Source organism: Pseudomonas sp. LBUM1674, from assembly GCF_059695635.1.
On the sequence record NZ_CP166779.1, the window covers coordinates 3,926,964 to 3,942,953 of the forward strand.

A 15,990-nucleotide genomic window follows, 5' to 3' on the forward strand; every position below is an offset into this window, starting at 1 on the left:
CCCAGGCATCGACCGTGCTATCGGGTTTTGTGACTTTGGTAGGGTTGCTCATTGCATCGCCTCTTGTCGGTTTTATCGGTGATTGCATAAAGACTCGACCACAGTTAAGACGATGATTGCCCTCACCACAACCAGGGGCTTTGCAACAACGATTCTCATTAGTCCTTTTGGTTCTTTGCATATACTCAAACATCACTTTTGCGCATAACTACAAACTGGTATCTTGCCCCGGCTCCGTTGGGAGTGCGCGGCCGTGCGCGCAGAATTGCCGAGGCAGTATCGGAGACTTCAGCAGGCGAACAACGCAGCTGGATCCGACCGGCCCAAGCCTGAGAACAGGACTTATATGTACGTATACGACGAGTACGATCAGCGGATCATCGAGGACCGCGTCAAGCAGTTCCGTGATCAGACCCGACGCTATCTGGCAGGCGAGCTGAGCGAAGAAGAATTCCGCCCGCTGCGCCTGCAAAACGGGCTTTATATCCAGCGTTTCGCGCCGATGTTGCGGGTGGCGGTGCCTTACGGCCAGCTGACTTCGCGCCAGACGCGAATGATGGCCAAGATTGCCCGCGACTATGACAAGGGCTATGCCCACATCAGTACCCGGCAGAACGTGCAGTTCAACTGGCCGGCCCTGGAAGACATTCCGGACATTCTTGCTGAACTGGCGACCGTGCAGATGCACGCGATCCAGACCAGCGGCAACTGCCTGCGCAATGTCACCACCGACCAGTTTGCCGGTGTCGCCGCCGATGAGCTGATCGATCCGCGCCCATGGTGCGAGATCGTCCGCCAGTGGACGACATTCCACCCGGAATTCGCTTACTTGCCGCGCAAGTTCAAGATCGCCATCAACGGTTCTACCTCCGACCGTGCCGCCATCGAAGTCCATGACATCGGCCTGGAGGCGGTGCACAACGCCGCTGGCGAAATCGGCTTCCGCGTGCTGGTCGGTGGCGGCCTGGGCCGTACTCCGGTGGTGGGTGCATTCATCAATGAATTCCTGCCGTGGCAGGACCTGTTGAGCTACCTCGACGCCATCCTGCGGGTCTACAACCGCTATGGCCGTCGTGACAACAAGTACAAGGCGCGGATCAAGATTCTGGTCAAGGCCTTGACGCCTGAAGTCTTTGCGCAAAAAGTCGAAGCGGAAATGGAGCACCTGCGCGGTGGCCAGACCACGTTGACCGAGGCCGAAGTGCATCGCGTCGCCAAACACTTCGTCGATCCCGAGTACAAGGCGCTGGACAACCAGACAGCCGAACTCGCCGAGCTCGACAAGCAGCACCCGGGCTTTGCGCGCTGGCGCACCCGCAATACCCTGGCCCACAAGAAGCCGGGCTATGTGGCGGTGACCCTGTCCCTGAAGCCGACCGGCGTTGCCCCGGGCGACATCACCGACAAACAGCTCGACGCCGTGGCCGACCTGGCCGAGCGTTACAGCTACGGTCAGCTGCGCACCTCCCACGAGCAGAACATCATTCTGGCCGACGTGGAACAGGGCCGGTTGTTCGAGATGTGGGGCGAACTGCGCGAGCAAGGCTTCGCCACGCCGAACATCGGCTTGCTGACCGACATCATCTGCTGCCCGGGCGGCGATTTCTGCTCCCTGGCCAACGCCAAGTCGATCCCGATCGCCGAATCGATCCAGCGCCGTTTCGACGACCTGGACTATCTGTTCGACATCGGCGAACTGGACCTGAACATCTCCGGTTGCATGAACGCCTGTGGTCACCACCACGTCGGCCACATCGGCATCCTCGGGGTGGACAAGAAAGGCGAAGAGTTCTACCAGGTGTCCCTGGGTGGCAGCGGCACTCGCGATGCGAGCCTGGGCAAGATCCTCGGCCCGTCCTTCGCCCAGGACGCCATGCCTGATGTGATCGAGAAGCTGATCGACGTGTACATCGAACAACGTACCGAAGACGAGCGCTTCATCGACACCTATCAGCGTATCGGTATCGACCTCTTCAAGGAGCGCGTCTATGCAGCGAATAATTAAGAACAACGAGGTCGTCGACGAAACCTGGCACTTGTTGCCCAAGGACTTCAACATCGACGAGATCAGCAACTGCGACGACTACATCGTCCCGCTGCAGCTGTGGCGCGAACACAGCCGTATGCTCAAGGCCCGCGATGGCGGCCTGGGCGTGTGGCTGGATGCCGATGAAGAAGCCGAAGAAATCGGTGACGACGTGGATCAGTTCCAGGTCATCGCCCTGAACTTCCCGGCCTTCACCGATGGCCGCAACTACTCCAACGCCCGCCTGTTGCGTGACCGTTATGGTTTCAAGGGCGAACTGCGGGCGATCGGCGATGTGCTGCGCGACCAGTTGTTCTACCTGCGTCGCTGCGGGTTCGATGCGTTTGCCTTGCGCGCCGACAAAGACCCGTACGAAGCGCTGGAAAGCCTCAAGGACTTTTCGGTGACCTATCAGGCCGCCACCGACGAACCGCTGCCGTTGTTCCGTCGCCGCTGACCGTCAAGCCTTGAACCCCTTTTCGGGGTTCAAGGCACTCGCCCTACTCATTCACCGGAAACGGTCGCCCCATCGCCACCCAATCCCGGTAAACCCTCGCCCGACCCTCCAGCGCCGTAAAGATCGCAAACGGATTATCAGCATCGATCTCGGCCACTTCGACCTCCTGGACCAGCCGCGTCCACAACGTCTCTGAAGCATCCGCTTCGCCCAGCAGTCGCCAGACGCGTGCTTGCAGCGTCAGATAATCCACCCGGAAATCCGCCGTCAGACTCAGGCCGTCCATGATTCTCAAAAAGCGCGTGCCCAGCGGTTTGGCTGCCACCCGCTGCCAGATCAATCGCCTGGCTTGCCGTTGCGTGTCGTTGCCTTCACGCAACCATTGGATGACGTCGCCGTCAGGTCCAGGCTCGCTCAACCACAGGTTGATGCCTGTGCTGCGGCGATGGTCCACAAGGCGCAACAGCGTGTCTTCATCGATCAATGGATTACCCTGCAGCAGTACGCGGTCACGACTGATGGCCTGGTTCACCACGGCCGGCGGCACCCGGGTGATCTGGTTATTGCGCAAATCCAGCCGGTCCAGGTACGGCTGATCCATGATCCCGATGGGGCATGAAGTGATCCGGGTGTTCCTCAGGTCGAGCCAGCGCAACTCGTTCATTCCCAGCACCAATGGAGGGACGACCAGCGGGTTTTCGCTCAAATCCAGATGTTGCAGCTGGGTCAGCTCACTGAGTCGCGAGGCCATCGCCTCCGTGAATGCCGTTTCGGTGGCACTGAGATTCAACCAGGTGAGATGGCGCATTCGGGAAATCTGCCGGGGCACAGCGCTTACCAGATTCGCGCCGTTATCGGAAAGTCGAAGATCGGTACCTTCCAGATTCAAGGTGCGCAGGTTGGGAAACGATTCGAGAAAATCGTTCAGGGTTTCACGCTCGAACAAATGAAAATATCGCATCGACAACCCGGTCACGTCGTCGAGACGAACATTGAGCGCGGGTAATCGGTGGAAATCCTCGAAATTCATGTTCATTGTGAAGCCGTTCAAGTAACTGCCTGAGTAATGACTGTCTTCCTGCGGGGCACGTTTTTGCCAGATGGCGATCATTTCATCGGCCAATTCGGCCCTGGTATCGCGTTCGACCTGAATCGTGTCATGCAGCAATGCCAGGTTATGCGCCTCGATTTGCGCATCATCGAGACCCTGCGCTTCAATGTCACCGGCGGCGAGAAAAGGCAAGTCCATGTCTTCGACGTCGTCAGTTGCCTGATCGATCCAACCATTCAAATCGGTGTTGAGTTGTTGAAGCTGCTGCTGCAAACCGTCGAGGTGTGCCTGGGCGCTCGCTCCCGCCCGTTGCAGCATTTCATCGGCCTCGGCATCGGAGTATTCAGGGTAAAGGTCCCTGACCTGCAGTCTCATCATTTGGTGCCTCAACGCCCCGGCCGGCGGTGGGTCCGGAAACCAGCCGCCGCTGAGACCCTGGCGCTCGAAGGGTAATCCGCTGTCCATCCTTCCTGATCCGAGCATGAATTCAGACCGTGACAACGCCCGGTCGCCGATTTTCAGCCGCAATTCACTGGCGGGATCAAGCGACGTCAGGTGCAACGCTGAACGCTCATCGTCTGATAGCACCCCAAGGACTGCGCCGTAGAAGTCCGTTTGCAGAGCCTGGTGCAGATAGTGATCGCCCGTCTTGATCAGGCGCCGGACGTGCGGTGCATCGAGTGGCCCGCTACGGTCCAGCACACGCCCGATGGCCGACTGATCGAGCACATCGATCCGCAGGTTTTCAGGCCAGCCGGGCAGGTTTTTCAGCGAGTGCAAGGCCAGTGTGTCTGACTGCGGATTGCGCACCGAGCGAAGGTACAATCCCTCATACGCTCGATTGAGCCATGCATGTTGCTGATATTGGCGGGCCTTGCTGTCCAGACGCTTGATCACTTGCAAGGCCTCGGTAGCGTCGGGCGCTCCCTGGATATCCACGCCATAGCGGTCGAGCATTTGTTCGATAGCGCTTTTGGGCAGGCCCGGGTACTCGCGTTGCAACAACCGGACCCATGCATTCCCGGAATGCTGAAGCGCTTCATAGCGGCTGTTGAACACATCAGGGTCCCCGGCGGGCCCAAGATCCCGATCGATCCTGAAGCGGCTGATCGTATCGGCCAGCAACGGCGTCGGTGGGCGTCCGGTTTGCATCAGGCGCAGCATGTCGTCATCAACCGCGCTGACCCTGCCGATCTGTGCGAGCATTTCATCGCTGAAGGTGGCGACCGACGGGCCGACGCCCCGCAGCAGGGCCAGGCGGGTCGGTACCGGAGGAATCGGTTCAGCGCTGGTATGCGGTTCAGGTGGAGCGACTGACGGTTCGCCGGCGCGGTGATCGGTTTTCGCCAGCGCTTCGATATCAACCCCATCGCCCTCGGTCAAGGCCGCGACCCCGGCGATCGGCAGCGCATTGAGCAAGCCGAACACTGTGCGCGTCACACCTTCGGAACGCTGGCTTGCGGTTTCTCCATTGATGGCCTGATCCAGGCCATAACCGGCATCGATAAGTCCCGCTAACGCCAGCAGGCCTTCGCCTCCCGGAACGAACAAGGCCAGCGGACCAAAGCGGTTGATCCATTGCACGATCGGTTCGACCACAGCGCTCAAATTGTCGCGATTGACCTGGGCATCGTCACGAATGGTTTTGACGCTGGCCAATGCCGCCTGTTTCATTGTCAGCACCAGCTGCGCAAACGGGTCGGTGTCTGCGCTAGCGTCATCAAAGCCGATGTACTGGGCGGGATCCCAGTAGCCATCATTGTTAAAGAAACCGGCCTCTTTGGTCAGCCGGTGTTCTTTCGGATACATCGCCATACCCTCCAGCGCTGTCAGGACACCGGCGTGGAAGGTACCGTCGATACGATCTTCATCGGCAAAGTGCGCCGCCAGTGCCTGTTTCGTTTCGCCGGTGCGCCCCTGCGCCACCACCCATTGGCGCAGTTGCGCGGCATCGTTGAAGTCATGCAGCGGCGACGAGTTGCCGGGGATGTACAGCATGATCCTGGCGCTGGACGGGCTATGGAAAACCCAGATATCGCTCGCGGTATAACGATAGAGTTTCAAGCGGCGTGCCGTGACCGCGCCGGGGATCGGAGTCGGTGCCCGCAGCTGGCTGATGGTCAATGTTTCCCAAGGTTGATCAGGCGATAACCCTGCCGCCTGCAATGTCAGCTCCAGACCCTTTTGAGTCAAGCGTCGTTCATGGCGCTGCAGCCAGGCGCTCATGACAAAAGCCGCCTTGACCGAGGTTCTCAGGGCATAAGGCGCGGGCGCCAGCAGCACCTCGTCCGAAGGCCATGCTCGATCAAGGTAAGCGCCGTACAGGTCCTGCAACTCCAGTTCCCAGACCCACTGCTTGAAATCGGCCGGTCTCAGGGCCAGCTGCGTGTCTGGTCCGTAGGTTTGCGGAACGGTTTGCCGATAGATGCCTTCATAGGTCTGGTGGTTGCCGCTGCCGTGATCGGCGAACTCATCGACTTTTTCCACGATGCGAACCTCCGGACCGATGTCAGGCGGGGTATACAGACCGAAGGCCGTCTCGCCGAATCGCCCGTCACCGACGGTCTGGTCGTTGAACAGCAACGCTTGCAGCAAGGATTGAGAATGGGCGACTTGCCCCTGATGGATCCCGGCCTGTGCAGGATGCCCTTTGTAATCGTAATCGAGCGTCACCAGCAGGGTGGTCTGCGGGTCGATGTCCTGCCCCCATTTTTGCTTGATCTGGTGTTCGCCAAACTGGCCGGGGGTTTGTGGCAGCGCGATGTCCACGATGCCTTTCAGATCGTTGCGCATTTGCCAGGTCGGTGTCGGATGGGGGGCGGCTACTTGATCATGAGGGCGCTCATTCATCAGACACCTCCTCGGCGGGCAGCGGCAGTCCCGGATGTCTCGCCAAGGCGGCAGCGGTCAAGCGATCGAAAAATTGTACGGTGTCGTTTTTATAGTTTTCGATGATCGCGTTCAGGCGCTGGGTAGCGGTTGCACGGGGCAAGGCGATTTGCGCTTCCAGTTGTGCAAAGGCATGAGCGCTGCGCTGGCTCATGGTGTCGAACTCTTCCTGATGAGCCGGTAGGAGGTATTCGTACCAGAACCTTCGGGCATTGATCGAGGCCAACAGCGCGTCGGAGTTTTCGGCTTTGGCGACCTCTTGATAGGCGCTCTCGATCTCCTCGGGGGATACGTCGACATTCCGGACGAAATTCATTTCTCTGGGCTGGGCAGGCAGATCCAGGCGCTCCGCCAGCCTCACGCGGTAAATCAGCTCGAGCTCCCGTGCCTGGGCGCGACTGAACGGTCCGGACAGCGTGCGACGATCGATCTCGATCATGGCCTGCCGTTCCACCTGTTGCAGTCGAAACAGGCCTCTCAACAGACGCACCAGCTCCCCCTCCAGGGTACGATTTCCAGTGCGAGCCGAAACCACGGCTCGATAACACAGGACCCGCACCACCATATCGCTGAACAACCCCGCAGCGTCCTGGGCGCTGACCCTGCCGATGCGAGCCGCTTGAAACAAGGCGCGTCGCAACGCGTCATCTTCGCCGGCCGCTTCCAGCACGTCCCATACCCGCTGAGTCAAATCGATTTGCATCAGGTCGTAATCCGCGGTGTCGTGTAGCCGGGCAAGCAAATGGAAAAAATCCCTGGACCTTGGGTACAACGACAATGAGCTCCAAAGTGCTTCTTTACGGGCCAATTCAGCACCGACCTGTCCGCTCAACCAGATCGAGCCGTGTCTGGCGACATCCGGTTGCACGGCCGCGACCTGAAGGTAATCGGCGACCAGGATCCCCAGGCTGATGCGGTTGGATTGTTGATAGGCGGCGAGCGCCGCCAGGCTCGACGCTGAAAGTGGGTTGCCATCGACGTTGGTACCGAGGTTCAAGGCGGGCCGCGCCTTGAACACCGTTTCCGGGATGTGTGCGATGAGGTTGTCGCGCAGATCCAGTGTCTGCAGTTCGGAAAGATCATTGACCCCGACCGGCCAATCGGCAATCTTCGTACCACGCAAGGCAAGGTGCCGCAGTTGCTTGAGGGCCGTGACCGTCGGGGTTTGCCCGAGCGCCGGGTTGAAGCTCAAGTTGAGTGTCTGCAGAGACTCCAGGCCATTGAGCAACCGGATCGATTCGGGCGTCAGATGAATCCGGTTATCGCTCAAGTCCAGGTGCTCAAGCTTGGGCATGGTCGCGATAGCCTGGGGGATTCGGCTCAACTCATTGCCGGTCAGGCTCAATGTGCGCAGGTTGGGGAAGTTGCGCAGAAATGCATTCAATCCGGCGCTGGCCCCTACCCTGTCCATCTCCAGGGCGCCGATGTGGCTGAAGTTACCGACCAGCACCGGTATATCCCCCAGTGGCTGCGCATCAAGACTCAGCTTGTAAAGCATTTCCGGAGTGCCAAGCATGAAACTGCCTTCTTTGCGCCAGGCGCGCAAAATCGCCTGAGCGGCTCGCCCCTTGCTGTGTTGAGGCACCCTGAGTCGCGGTCCATCGCCTTCCTGATAGTGGGTGTCGCGATTGACCCAGCGCTCCAGCGCATCGCGGATGGCCTGATGTTCCTGGCGCAGTGCCTCAAGTGCCCGGATGGCCACCACTTCGTCGGTGCCCAGTGTCGTCAGCAAATGTTCGATCTGCGCTGGCGAGTGAGCGGGATAGAGCTCCTGGGCCCGCTGCAGCAGGGCCGGCGAGCGCTCACCCGAAGGCGGTAGCCCCAATAAAATCGCTTTTGCGACCAACCGGTCAGCCAGACCCATTGGCGAGCTGTAACCGGCGCGTATCGGCTTGATACCGATGACCCCTGCGATGGCATCACGTCGCTGCAATGCCAGTGCCGTGATTTTTTTCCTTAACGCCACGCCGGCGTCTTGCGCTTCGACCCCCAGCGCTTTGCGCGTATTGACGGGCAAGCCTTGCCAAAGCGTTTGAAAAAAATGCGCGCGGGTGCGCTTCAGGTGCGTGAACAGCTTTTTTCCACTGGCATCGGACGCTTCAAAACGGTCAGGGTAAGCTTCGATAACGAGCTTTTGCGCGGCGTCTTTTGATCCAATGCTGGCCCTTGCCTCAACGGGCCCCGCCCGTTCCGCGATCTCGACAAACACATCGTTTGGCCAGCCCGGCAAATGCTTGAGGGTGTTGAGCACCAATCGGACCGTGTCCAGCCCGCTGGCCGCGTCCAGATACAGCCCTTCATAAGCCCGGTTCAGGCGCACTATCTGCGCATACCGCCGGGCTTCTTCGGCCAGCCGTAGCGGCACTTTTGCCTCTTCGAGCTGCTGCCATTCAGTGGTGTCGGCATTCTGTACCAGCTCGTCGGCGACACTGGCCGGCAGTTCGGCAAACTTCTCCAGGACAGGCGCGGCCTTCGTCTCTGCGATCACATTGGTGCGCTGATAGAAGCGGTCAAACAGCGACAACCTCTGGCCCTCTGCGAGCTCGGCGATCATGTTAGCCAACGATTGGGCCTGAAGCGTTTCGTCAGTCGTCGTCAAGCCAATCAGGGTCGTACGCTGCGCCGTGTCCAGCCCCTTCAGCAACGCTGGATAAAACTGCCCTTTGTTAAACAGATCCTCTGAGATCCTGATTTGCCGGGACGCCGAAGCCCGCCCGTATTGCTTGATTTCCCCACCGGTAATATCGGTAATGCTCACCCTTGTTTCCCGAGGCCATTTATTCCCGGATGTCAGCAGATACAACTGCTGGTCGGCGTCAGCCTGCGGCGCGGAGGTCGATAGACGCATGTGCTCCATGAAACGGTTGACGGACTTGTCCGCGCGAAAGCGTCGCACGGTGTCGACCAGCGTAGCCATCGGCTTGCTGCGGCCCGGATACAGCTGGCGCAACAGCGATTCGTCGAGGCCACTCATGGCAAGGATCTGTAATCCCTCGGTGTCCGGGATGTCCTCCTCGCGATAGCCCAGGCGTCGAAACAATGTGAGCAGATTCCATTTCTGCGGCAGCTCGGAATCGTGGAGCCACGCACCTGCGCCGTTGGTCTCCATCACCGGTGAATAGCGTCCGGATGCCCCCGGATGCTCGATTTCCCACAGGTCGGTGCCTTGAACGGGACGCAACGCATAAGTATCCGTCCCTGTTCGCAAGTACTGGCGCTCACGCCACTTCACGAGCCCTTGCTCATCGGGAGGGAGTTTGCCCGGCACGGCTGAGTGCTGGCGATAAGCTTTTAAATCGGGTTTCCATAACCGGATGGAACCGGAACCCACCGGGACTGCTCTCAATCGACTGATAAAGTCCGAAGATTTGACGGCCTTGTACCCTTTGCCCACCCACTTGCCGGCGGCAGCCGTTGCCGTCATCAGAATCAGGTTTTCGATGACATCGAATAGATAGTCGGTAGCTTCTTCCTGCTCCCCCCGGGACCAGCTGTCGATACCTTCGTAAACCTCTGCCAGCAATTGAAGCCCGGCGACGGCAAACATGACTTCGCCCACCACCGGCACGAAGGAGCTGAAGAACAGCAGCGTGTTGACGCCGATGGTCTTATACGTCTCGATCCGGGCCAGACGGGTTTTTTCATCCTCGTCATCCGTTGGCACCACCAGCAAACGCGCATCGGCGATCACATGAGCCGAGCGCTGGTGAAACAGGGTCAGGAACACATCATCCTTCAGATCAAACCCGTCGACCGATATGTAGATGCTGCTCGTAGGCAGTGGCAGCGTTGTTCGAGACAACAGCCGCGTATCCAGCGCCGTGTGAAAACCAGGTCGGTCGCTCAACAAAATGAAACGCATGAAGAACTGGCGAAAATCGGCACTTCTAAGGCGTCTACTCAGTTCCGTCTCAAAATCCTTGAACGACGCATATTCCTTCAGAGGGTGCAACGGGTCACCCGGCAGGTAAACCACGCATCGGTAATCATCGTCTGCATGTTCACTGACAGGGCCAACAAAGAACGCGCCATGCAGTTTTACACCGCGCATTTCCAAACCTTGATAACCTGGCGTATTGTCACCCAGCTTGATCGATGAAGCGGCGTTCTTGACCAACTTCAACATGCTATAAACATCGACACCGATATGCTTCTTCATGAAAGCGATATGCATATCGACTTCAAACCGGTCCTTTGCGTATGCTGTATGTTTATCGAGCAACTGCTCCGCACCCAACACGGTCTTGACATGGGTCTGGTATTGTTTACCCAAGTCCAGTGTTCGACAAAGTTGCGCAAACTCATGGGGTTTGATTGACAGGATCTTATTGGACCGCCCATTGATACGCTCGGGGACATATAGCAACGAGGTGTCGTCATAATTCCCCTGAGCCGTCTCGCTGGATTCGAAATTTTCGCAGGCCGCCATCAACAGGTCGCGGTCAATCGGCGTGACGAGCTTTTTCCTCAACCCGAGCAAGCTTGACGTCGAGCGCACATGCTGGAATACCACGCCTTCTATATCAAACGGCTCGCCCGACTTGTCTGACATGGCCTTGGCCAACAAGGGTGCACAAAAACTTTCAGGGGATTTCAATTCGCCCAAGGCATCCGCCATCGCCTGGTGGGTGCAGTAACTTGCCATCAGACTCTTGCGCAGGGCGGCGCGAACATCGGAGGGCGACTCAAGTAACCAGGAGGGGGCCTGTTGTTTAATAAGCGAGAAGAATGCGCCCTGTTGTTCTGGCGTCATGCTATCCAACGCTGTGTTATTCGTTTCTACCGTCATGTTGAACAACCTTGAATCTGATTTGGACAACCAGATTAATGCTGAACATTTTCTGATAAAAGTTCGAATAACTGATCAACAATCAGAACGAACAAACAACATTCCAATGCTTTAAAATATATATATACCGCACCGGATTCTATTCATGGGTGCAAAGCGCCTTGCTGCCGAAAACCGGCAACAAGGTGCTCATGAGATTTTTACCAGAAGCGTTGCTGAGTCAGCCGGCTCCACCAGGACAGCAAGACACGGTCCACAGAACCGCTGGCCGCCATGCCAATGCGCTCCTGCAAACTTTTACGTTCAGCGTAATGCAGGTGATACAGCTCGGATTTCTTCGCCCGCTCGGCGAGGTACTCATCGCTGGTCTTGAGTTCGTCGACCAGTTGCTTGTCCATCGCGGCGACGCCCAGCCAGATTTCACCGGTGGCGACCTTATCGATATCCAGTTGCGGGCGGTAGCGCGAGACAAAGTTCTTGAACAGCTGATGAGTGATGTCCAGGTCTTCCTGAAACTTCTCCCGGCCCTTCTCGGTATTTTCGCCAAACACGGTCAGGGTGCGTTTGTATTCGCCGGCGGTCAGGACTTCGAAGTCGATGTCGTGTTTTTTCAGCAGGCGGTTGACGTTGGGCAACTGCGCCACCACGCCGATCGAGCCGAGGATCGCGAACGGCGCACTGATGATCTTCTCGCCGATGCACGCCATCATGTAACCGCCGCTGGCCGCCACCTTGTCGATGCACACCGTCAACGGCACACCCGCGTCACGAATGCGCGCCAGTTGCGAGGATGCCAGGCCATAGCTGTGCACCATGCCGCCGCCGCTTTCCAGACGCAGCACCACTTCATCCTTGGGAGTGGCAAGCGTCAGCAGCGCAGTGATTTCGTGGCGCAGGCTTTCAGTGGCCGAGGCCCTGATATCGCCATCGAAATCGAGCACGAACACCCGGGGTCTGGCCTCGGGCTTTTTCTTTTGTTTTTTCTCGGATTTGGCTTCGACCTTGCGCAGCGCCTTGAGCTGGTCCTTGTCGAGCAGGGTTTGCTCCAGGCGCTCGCGCAGCCCTTTGTAAAAATCATTGAGTTTACTGACCTGCAACTGGCCGGCGGCTTTGCGTCGACCTTTGCTGCGCAATGCCGCAAAACTGGCCAGGACCACCAGGATGGCGATCACCAGTGTCACGGTTTTAGCCAGAAAAATGGCGAACTCGGCAAAAAACTCCACAATGACTCCTTCAAGACGATGCGCTGCATAAACGCGCGCGCGATACCACCAGCATACCCATGCCTGGTCGCGGCGACCAGCCGTGAAACCTCTGGCAACAAGCCTGTAACGAGCATTTCAAACAAGCGTATGTTTTTTCATTGACAGCTCAGCGCCATCCTCATAACCTCGCCGGACCTTCAACGTACCGGGATGACGCGGACGTGGGCAGTATCTATTTGATTCGACATGGCCAGGCCTCCTTTGGTGCAGACGACTATGACGTCCTGTCGCCGACCGGTATACGCCAGGCAGAAGTCCTCGGCCAACACCTGGCCGGGTTGGGCATCCGCTTCGATCGCTGTCTCTCGGGCGACCTGCGTCGGCAGCAACACACGGCCAACAGCGCACTGGAACAGTTCGCCGCCGTGGGCCTGCCGGTGCCGATTGTGGAAACCGATTGCGCCTTCAACGAATTCGACGCCGACGCGGTGATCCGTGCGCTGCTGCCAGCCATGCTGGAAGACGAACCCGAAGCGCTGGACATCCTGCGCAATGCCGCGCAAAACCGCGCCGAGTTCCAGCGCATCTTCGCGCTGATCATCGAGCGCTGGCTCGCGGGGACCTATGACACGCCCGGGCTGGAAAGCTGGCTGGGGTTTGTCGAACGGGTCCATGCCGGTCTGCACCGCATCCTCGAACAGGCCGACAACACCCAGAAAATCGCCGTGTTCACCTCGGGCGGCACCATCACCGCCCTGCTCCACCTCATTACGCAAATGCCGGCACGGCAGGCATTCGAACTGAACTGGCAAATCGTCAACACCTCGCTCAACCTGCTGAAGTTTCGTGGACGCGAGGTGGCACTGTCTTCTTTCAACAGTCAGGCGCACCTGCAACTGTTGAAAGCCCCGGAACTCATCACGTTTCGCTGAGTCCGGACTATTGTGACCCTGGCTGTAACCACCCAGCTCTAATTACCCAAGAAAGGATCGAACCATGACCTCCGTAGCTGATGCCGTACAAGCAATGAAAGCCAAGTTCAACCCAGCCGCTGCTGCCGGTCTGGACCTGGTATTCGGTTTCCGCATCGACGACACCAAGAACTTCTCGCTGATCGTCAAGGACAGCACCTGCGAGCTCAAGGAAGGCGAGAACCCGGACGCCCAGGTGACCCTGGTGATGGACGGCGAAACCCTGGAAGGCATCGTCAGCGGCGAAACCGACGGCATGCAAGCCTTCATGGGCGGCAAACTGCGCGCCGAAGGCGACATGATGCTGGCCATGAAATTGTCCGAGCTGTTCCCGGCCTAAGCACGTCGCCCCCGTCCTTCGGGGGCACGCCTGGCTGCAAACGAATCCCGCCCCTCGTGGCGGGATTCGTCGTTTTGCGCCATTGAAAACGGCTACCTGCGGATTTGCGGTCTATATTCCTTCTGGCCGCTTGCGTCGCCATCGGCTGTTTGCCCTCGCTTTTTCATGAAGAGTCTTTTCATGAAGAGCCTGTTCATGAAAAGCCTTTGCGCGGAGCATTGCCATGAGCCCACCTGACGACCACGACGGCTTCAATCGCCGACGTGTACTGCAAGGCCTTTCGGCAGGCGCCGTCGGTGCCTGGATCAGCCCACTGCTAGCAGGGAGTAAAACCATGCCCGATGCCCCGGCCGACCTCATTCTGTACAACGGACGCCTGCACACGGTTGACCGCAAGAAGCCCCAGGCCAGTGCCGTCGCGATCAAGGACGGCCGCTTCGTGGTGGTCGGCAGCGATGCCCAGGCCATGGCCCTGCAAGGACCCGGCACGCAAATCGTCGACCTGCACGGTCGCACGGTGATTCCCGGCCTCAACGACTCGCACCTGCACCTGATCCGCGGCGGCTTGAACTACAACCTCGAACTGCGCTGGGAAGGTGTGCCGTCGCTGGTCGATGCCTTGCGCATGCTCAAGGACCAGGCCGACCGCACGCCCACGCCCCAATGGGTGCGCGTGGTGGGTGGCTGGAACGAGTTCCAGTTCGCCGAAAAGCGCCTGCCAACCATCGATGAACTGAACAAGGCCGCGCCGGATACCCCGGTGTTCGTGCTGCACCTCTACGACCGCGCCCTGCTCAACCGCGCCGCATTGAAGGTGGTCGGCTACAGCCGCGACACGCCGAATCCGCCGGGCGGCGAAATCCAGCGCGACGCCAATGGCGATCCGACCGGCCTGTTGATCGCACGCCCCAACGCGATGATTCTCTACTCGACCCTGGCCAAGGGGCCGAAGCTGCCGCTGGAATACCAGGTCAACTCGACCCGCCAGTTCATGCGCGAGCTCAATCGCCTCGGCGTCACCAGCGCCATCGATGCCGGCGGCGGGTATCAGAATTACCCGGACGACTATCAGGTCATCCAGCAACTGGCCAAAGACCAGCAACTCACGGTGCGCATCGCCTACAACCTGTTCACCCAGAAACCCAAGGAAGAGCTGACCGACTTCAAGAACTGGACCGGCACCTCCCGCTACGGGCAGGGCGATGACTTCCTGCGCCACAACGGCGCCGGGGAGATGCTGGTGTTCTCGGCGGCGGACTTCGAAGACTTCCTCGAACCACGCCCCGACCTGCCACAGACCATGGAGCAGGAACTGGAACCGGTGGTGCGGCACCTGGTGGAACAGCGCTGGCCGTTCCGCCTGCACGCCACCTACAACGAATCCATCAGCCGCATGCTCGACGTGTTCGAGAGGGTCAATCGCGACATCCCGTTCGATGGCTTGCCGTGGTTCTTCGATCACGCTGAAACCATTACCCCGCAGAACATCGAACGCGTCAAAGCGCTGGGCGGCGGCATTGCCATCCAGGATCGCATGGCATTTCAGGGCGAATACTTCGTCGACCGTTACGGCGCCAAGGCCGCCGAGCACACGCCACCTATTGCGCGCATGCTCGCCGAAGGCATCCCGGTTGGCGCGGGGACGGACGCTACGCGGGTGTCCAGCTACAACCCCTGGACTTCACTCTACTGGCTGGTCAGCGGCCGCACCGTCGGCGGGCTCGAGCTCTACCCGCAAGGCTTGAGCCGCGACACCGCGCTGGACCTCTTCACCCACGGCAGCGCCTGGTTCTCCTCCGAGCAGGGCAAGAAAGGGCAGATCAAGGTCGGGCAACTGGCGGACCTGATTGCACTGTCGGCAGACTATTTCCACATCGAAGACGAAGCCGTGAAGTGGATCGAGTCGGTGCTGACCATTGTCGACGGCAAGATTGTCTACGGCAGCGTCGAGTTCGAAAAACTCGGGCCGCCTGCGGTGCCTGTGGTGCCCGAGTGGTCACCGGTGGTTAACGTGCCGGGCCACTGGAAACCATTGGCGCCGCTGACGGCGCAGGTTCATCAATGCGTGGGGGCTTGTGCGGTGCATGCCCATCGTCATGAACGGGCGCGGTTGTCGTCGGCACCGGTCAGCGATTTCGCCGGGTTCTGGGGGGCGTTTGGTTGTTCGTGTTTTGCGTTTTGAAATGAACCGCTAAAAGATCGCAGCCTTCGGCAGCTCCTACAGGGTGAATGCAATATCTCGTGTAGGAGCTGCCGCAGGCT

Annotated in this window: 8 protein-coding genes; 5 read left to right on the plus strand and 3 right to left on the minus strand. The window is 59.1% G+C overall.

The window, feature by feature from the left end; translation table 11 throughout:
- Window positions 1–346 precede the first annotated feature (346 nt).
- Both ACA067_RS18045 and ACA067_RS18050 read left to right on the plus strand, forming a co-directional pair.
- Window positions 347–2,005, plus strand: coding sequence for a nitrite/sulfite reductase (locus ACA067_RS18045; RefSeq protein WP_497457824.1), 1,659 nt, complete (start codon window positions 347–349; stop codon window positions 2,003–2,005).
- On the plus strand, window positions 1,989–2,483 hold the full coding sequence (locus ACA067_RS18050; protein ID WP_128872728.1) for a DUF934 domain-containing protein: 495 nt from the start codon (window positions 1,989–1,991) through the stop codon (window positions 2,481–2,483). Before ACA067_RS18045 ends, ACA067_RS18050 begins: the two co-directional genes overlap by 17 nt.
- 43 nt (window positions 2,484–2,526) lie before the next feature.
- On the opposite strand, the gene ACA067_RS18055 is transcribed toward ACA067_RS18050, so the two are convergent.
- The 3 genes from ACA067_RS18055 to sohB form a co-directional block, all read right to left on the minus strand.
- Window positions 2,527–6,384, minus strand: a complete 3,858-nt coding sequence (locus ACA067_RS18055; protein WP_497457825.1) for a dermonecrotic toxin domain-containing protein — start codon at window positions 6,382–6,384, stop codon at window positions 2,527–2,529.
- Complete coding sequence (locus tag ACA067_RS18060) at window positions 6,377–11,068, minus strand: NEL-type E3 ubiquitin ligase domain-containing protein (RefSeq protein ID WP_497457826.1); 4,692 nt, start codon at window positions 11,066–11,068, stop codon at window positions 6,377–6,379. The genes ACA067_RS18055 and ACA067_RS18060 overlap by 8 nt, the downstream gene beginning before the upstream one ends.
- 344 nt (window positions 11,069–11,412) lie before the next feature.
- Window positions 11,413–12,435: a protease SohB gene (sohB, locus tag ACA067_RS18065; RefSeq protein ID WP_497457827.1), complete on the minus strand. Its 1,023-nt coding sequence runs from the start codon at window positions 12,433–12,435 to the stop codon at window positions 11,413–11,415.
- Window positions 12,436–12,638: 203 nt separating this feature from the next.
- Between sohB and ACA067_RS18070 the strand changes: the two genes are divergently transcribed.
- The 3 genes from ACA067_RS18070 (at window position 12,639) to ACA067_RS18080 (ending at window position 15,910) form a co-directional block, all read left to right on the plus strand.
- Window positions 12,639–13,349, plus strand: a complete 711-nt coding sequence (locus ACA067_RS18070; protein ID WP_497457828.1) for a histidine phosphatase family protein — start codon at window positions 12,639–12,641, stop codon at window positions 13,347–13,349.
- 64 nt (window positions 13,350–13,413) lie between these two features.
- Window positions 13,414–13,728 (plus strand): SCP2 sterol-binding domain-containing protein, encoded by a 315-nt coding sequence (locus ACA067_RS18075; protein WP_462023807.1) that lies wholly within the window; start codon window positions 13,414–13,416, stop codon window positions 13,726–13,728.
- Window positions 13,729–14,062: 334 nt separating this feature from the next.
- Entirely contained in the window at window positions 14,063–15,910 is a 1,848-nt protein-coding gene (locus ACA067_RS18080) for an amidohydrolase (RefSeq protein WP_497462799.1), read from the plus strand.
- Window positions 15,911–15,990: the final 80 nt, after the last annotated feature.

Excerpts from the sequence above, each read along its gene's own strand:
- ACA067_RS18045 (WP_497457824.1), top strand. The coding sequence starts at position 347 with ATGTACGTATACGACGAGTACGATCAGCGGATCATCGAGGACCGCGTC.
- ACA067_RS18050 (WP_128872728.1), top strand. The coding sequence starts at position 1,989 with ATGCAGCGAATAATTAAGAACAACGAGGTCGTCGACGAAACCTGGCAC.
- ACA067_RS18055 (WP_497457825.1), bottom strand. The coding sequence starts at position 6,384 with ATGAATGAGCGCCCTCATGATCAAGTAGCCGCCCCCCATCCGACACCG.
- ACA067_RS18060 (WP_497457826.1), bottom strand. The coding sequence starts at position 11,068 with ATGGCAAGTTACTGCACCCACCAGGCGATGGCGGATGCCTTGGGCGAA.
- ACA067_RS18075 (WP_462023807.1), top strand. The coding sequence starts at position 13,414 with ATGACCTCCGTAGCTGATGCCGTACAAGCAATGAAAGCCAAGTTCAAC.
- ACA067_RS18080 (WP_497462799.1), top strand. The coding sequence starts at position 14,063 with ATGCCCGATGCCCCGGCCGACCTCATTCTGTACAACGGACGCCTGCAC.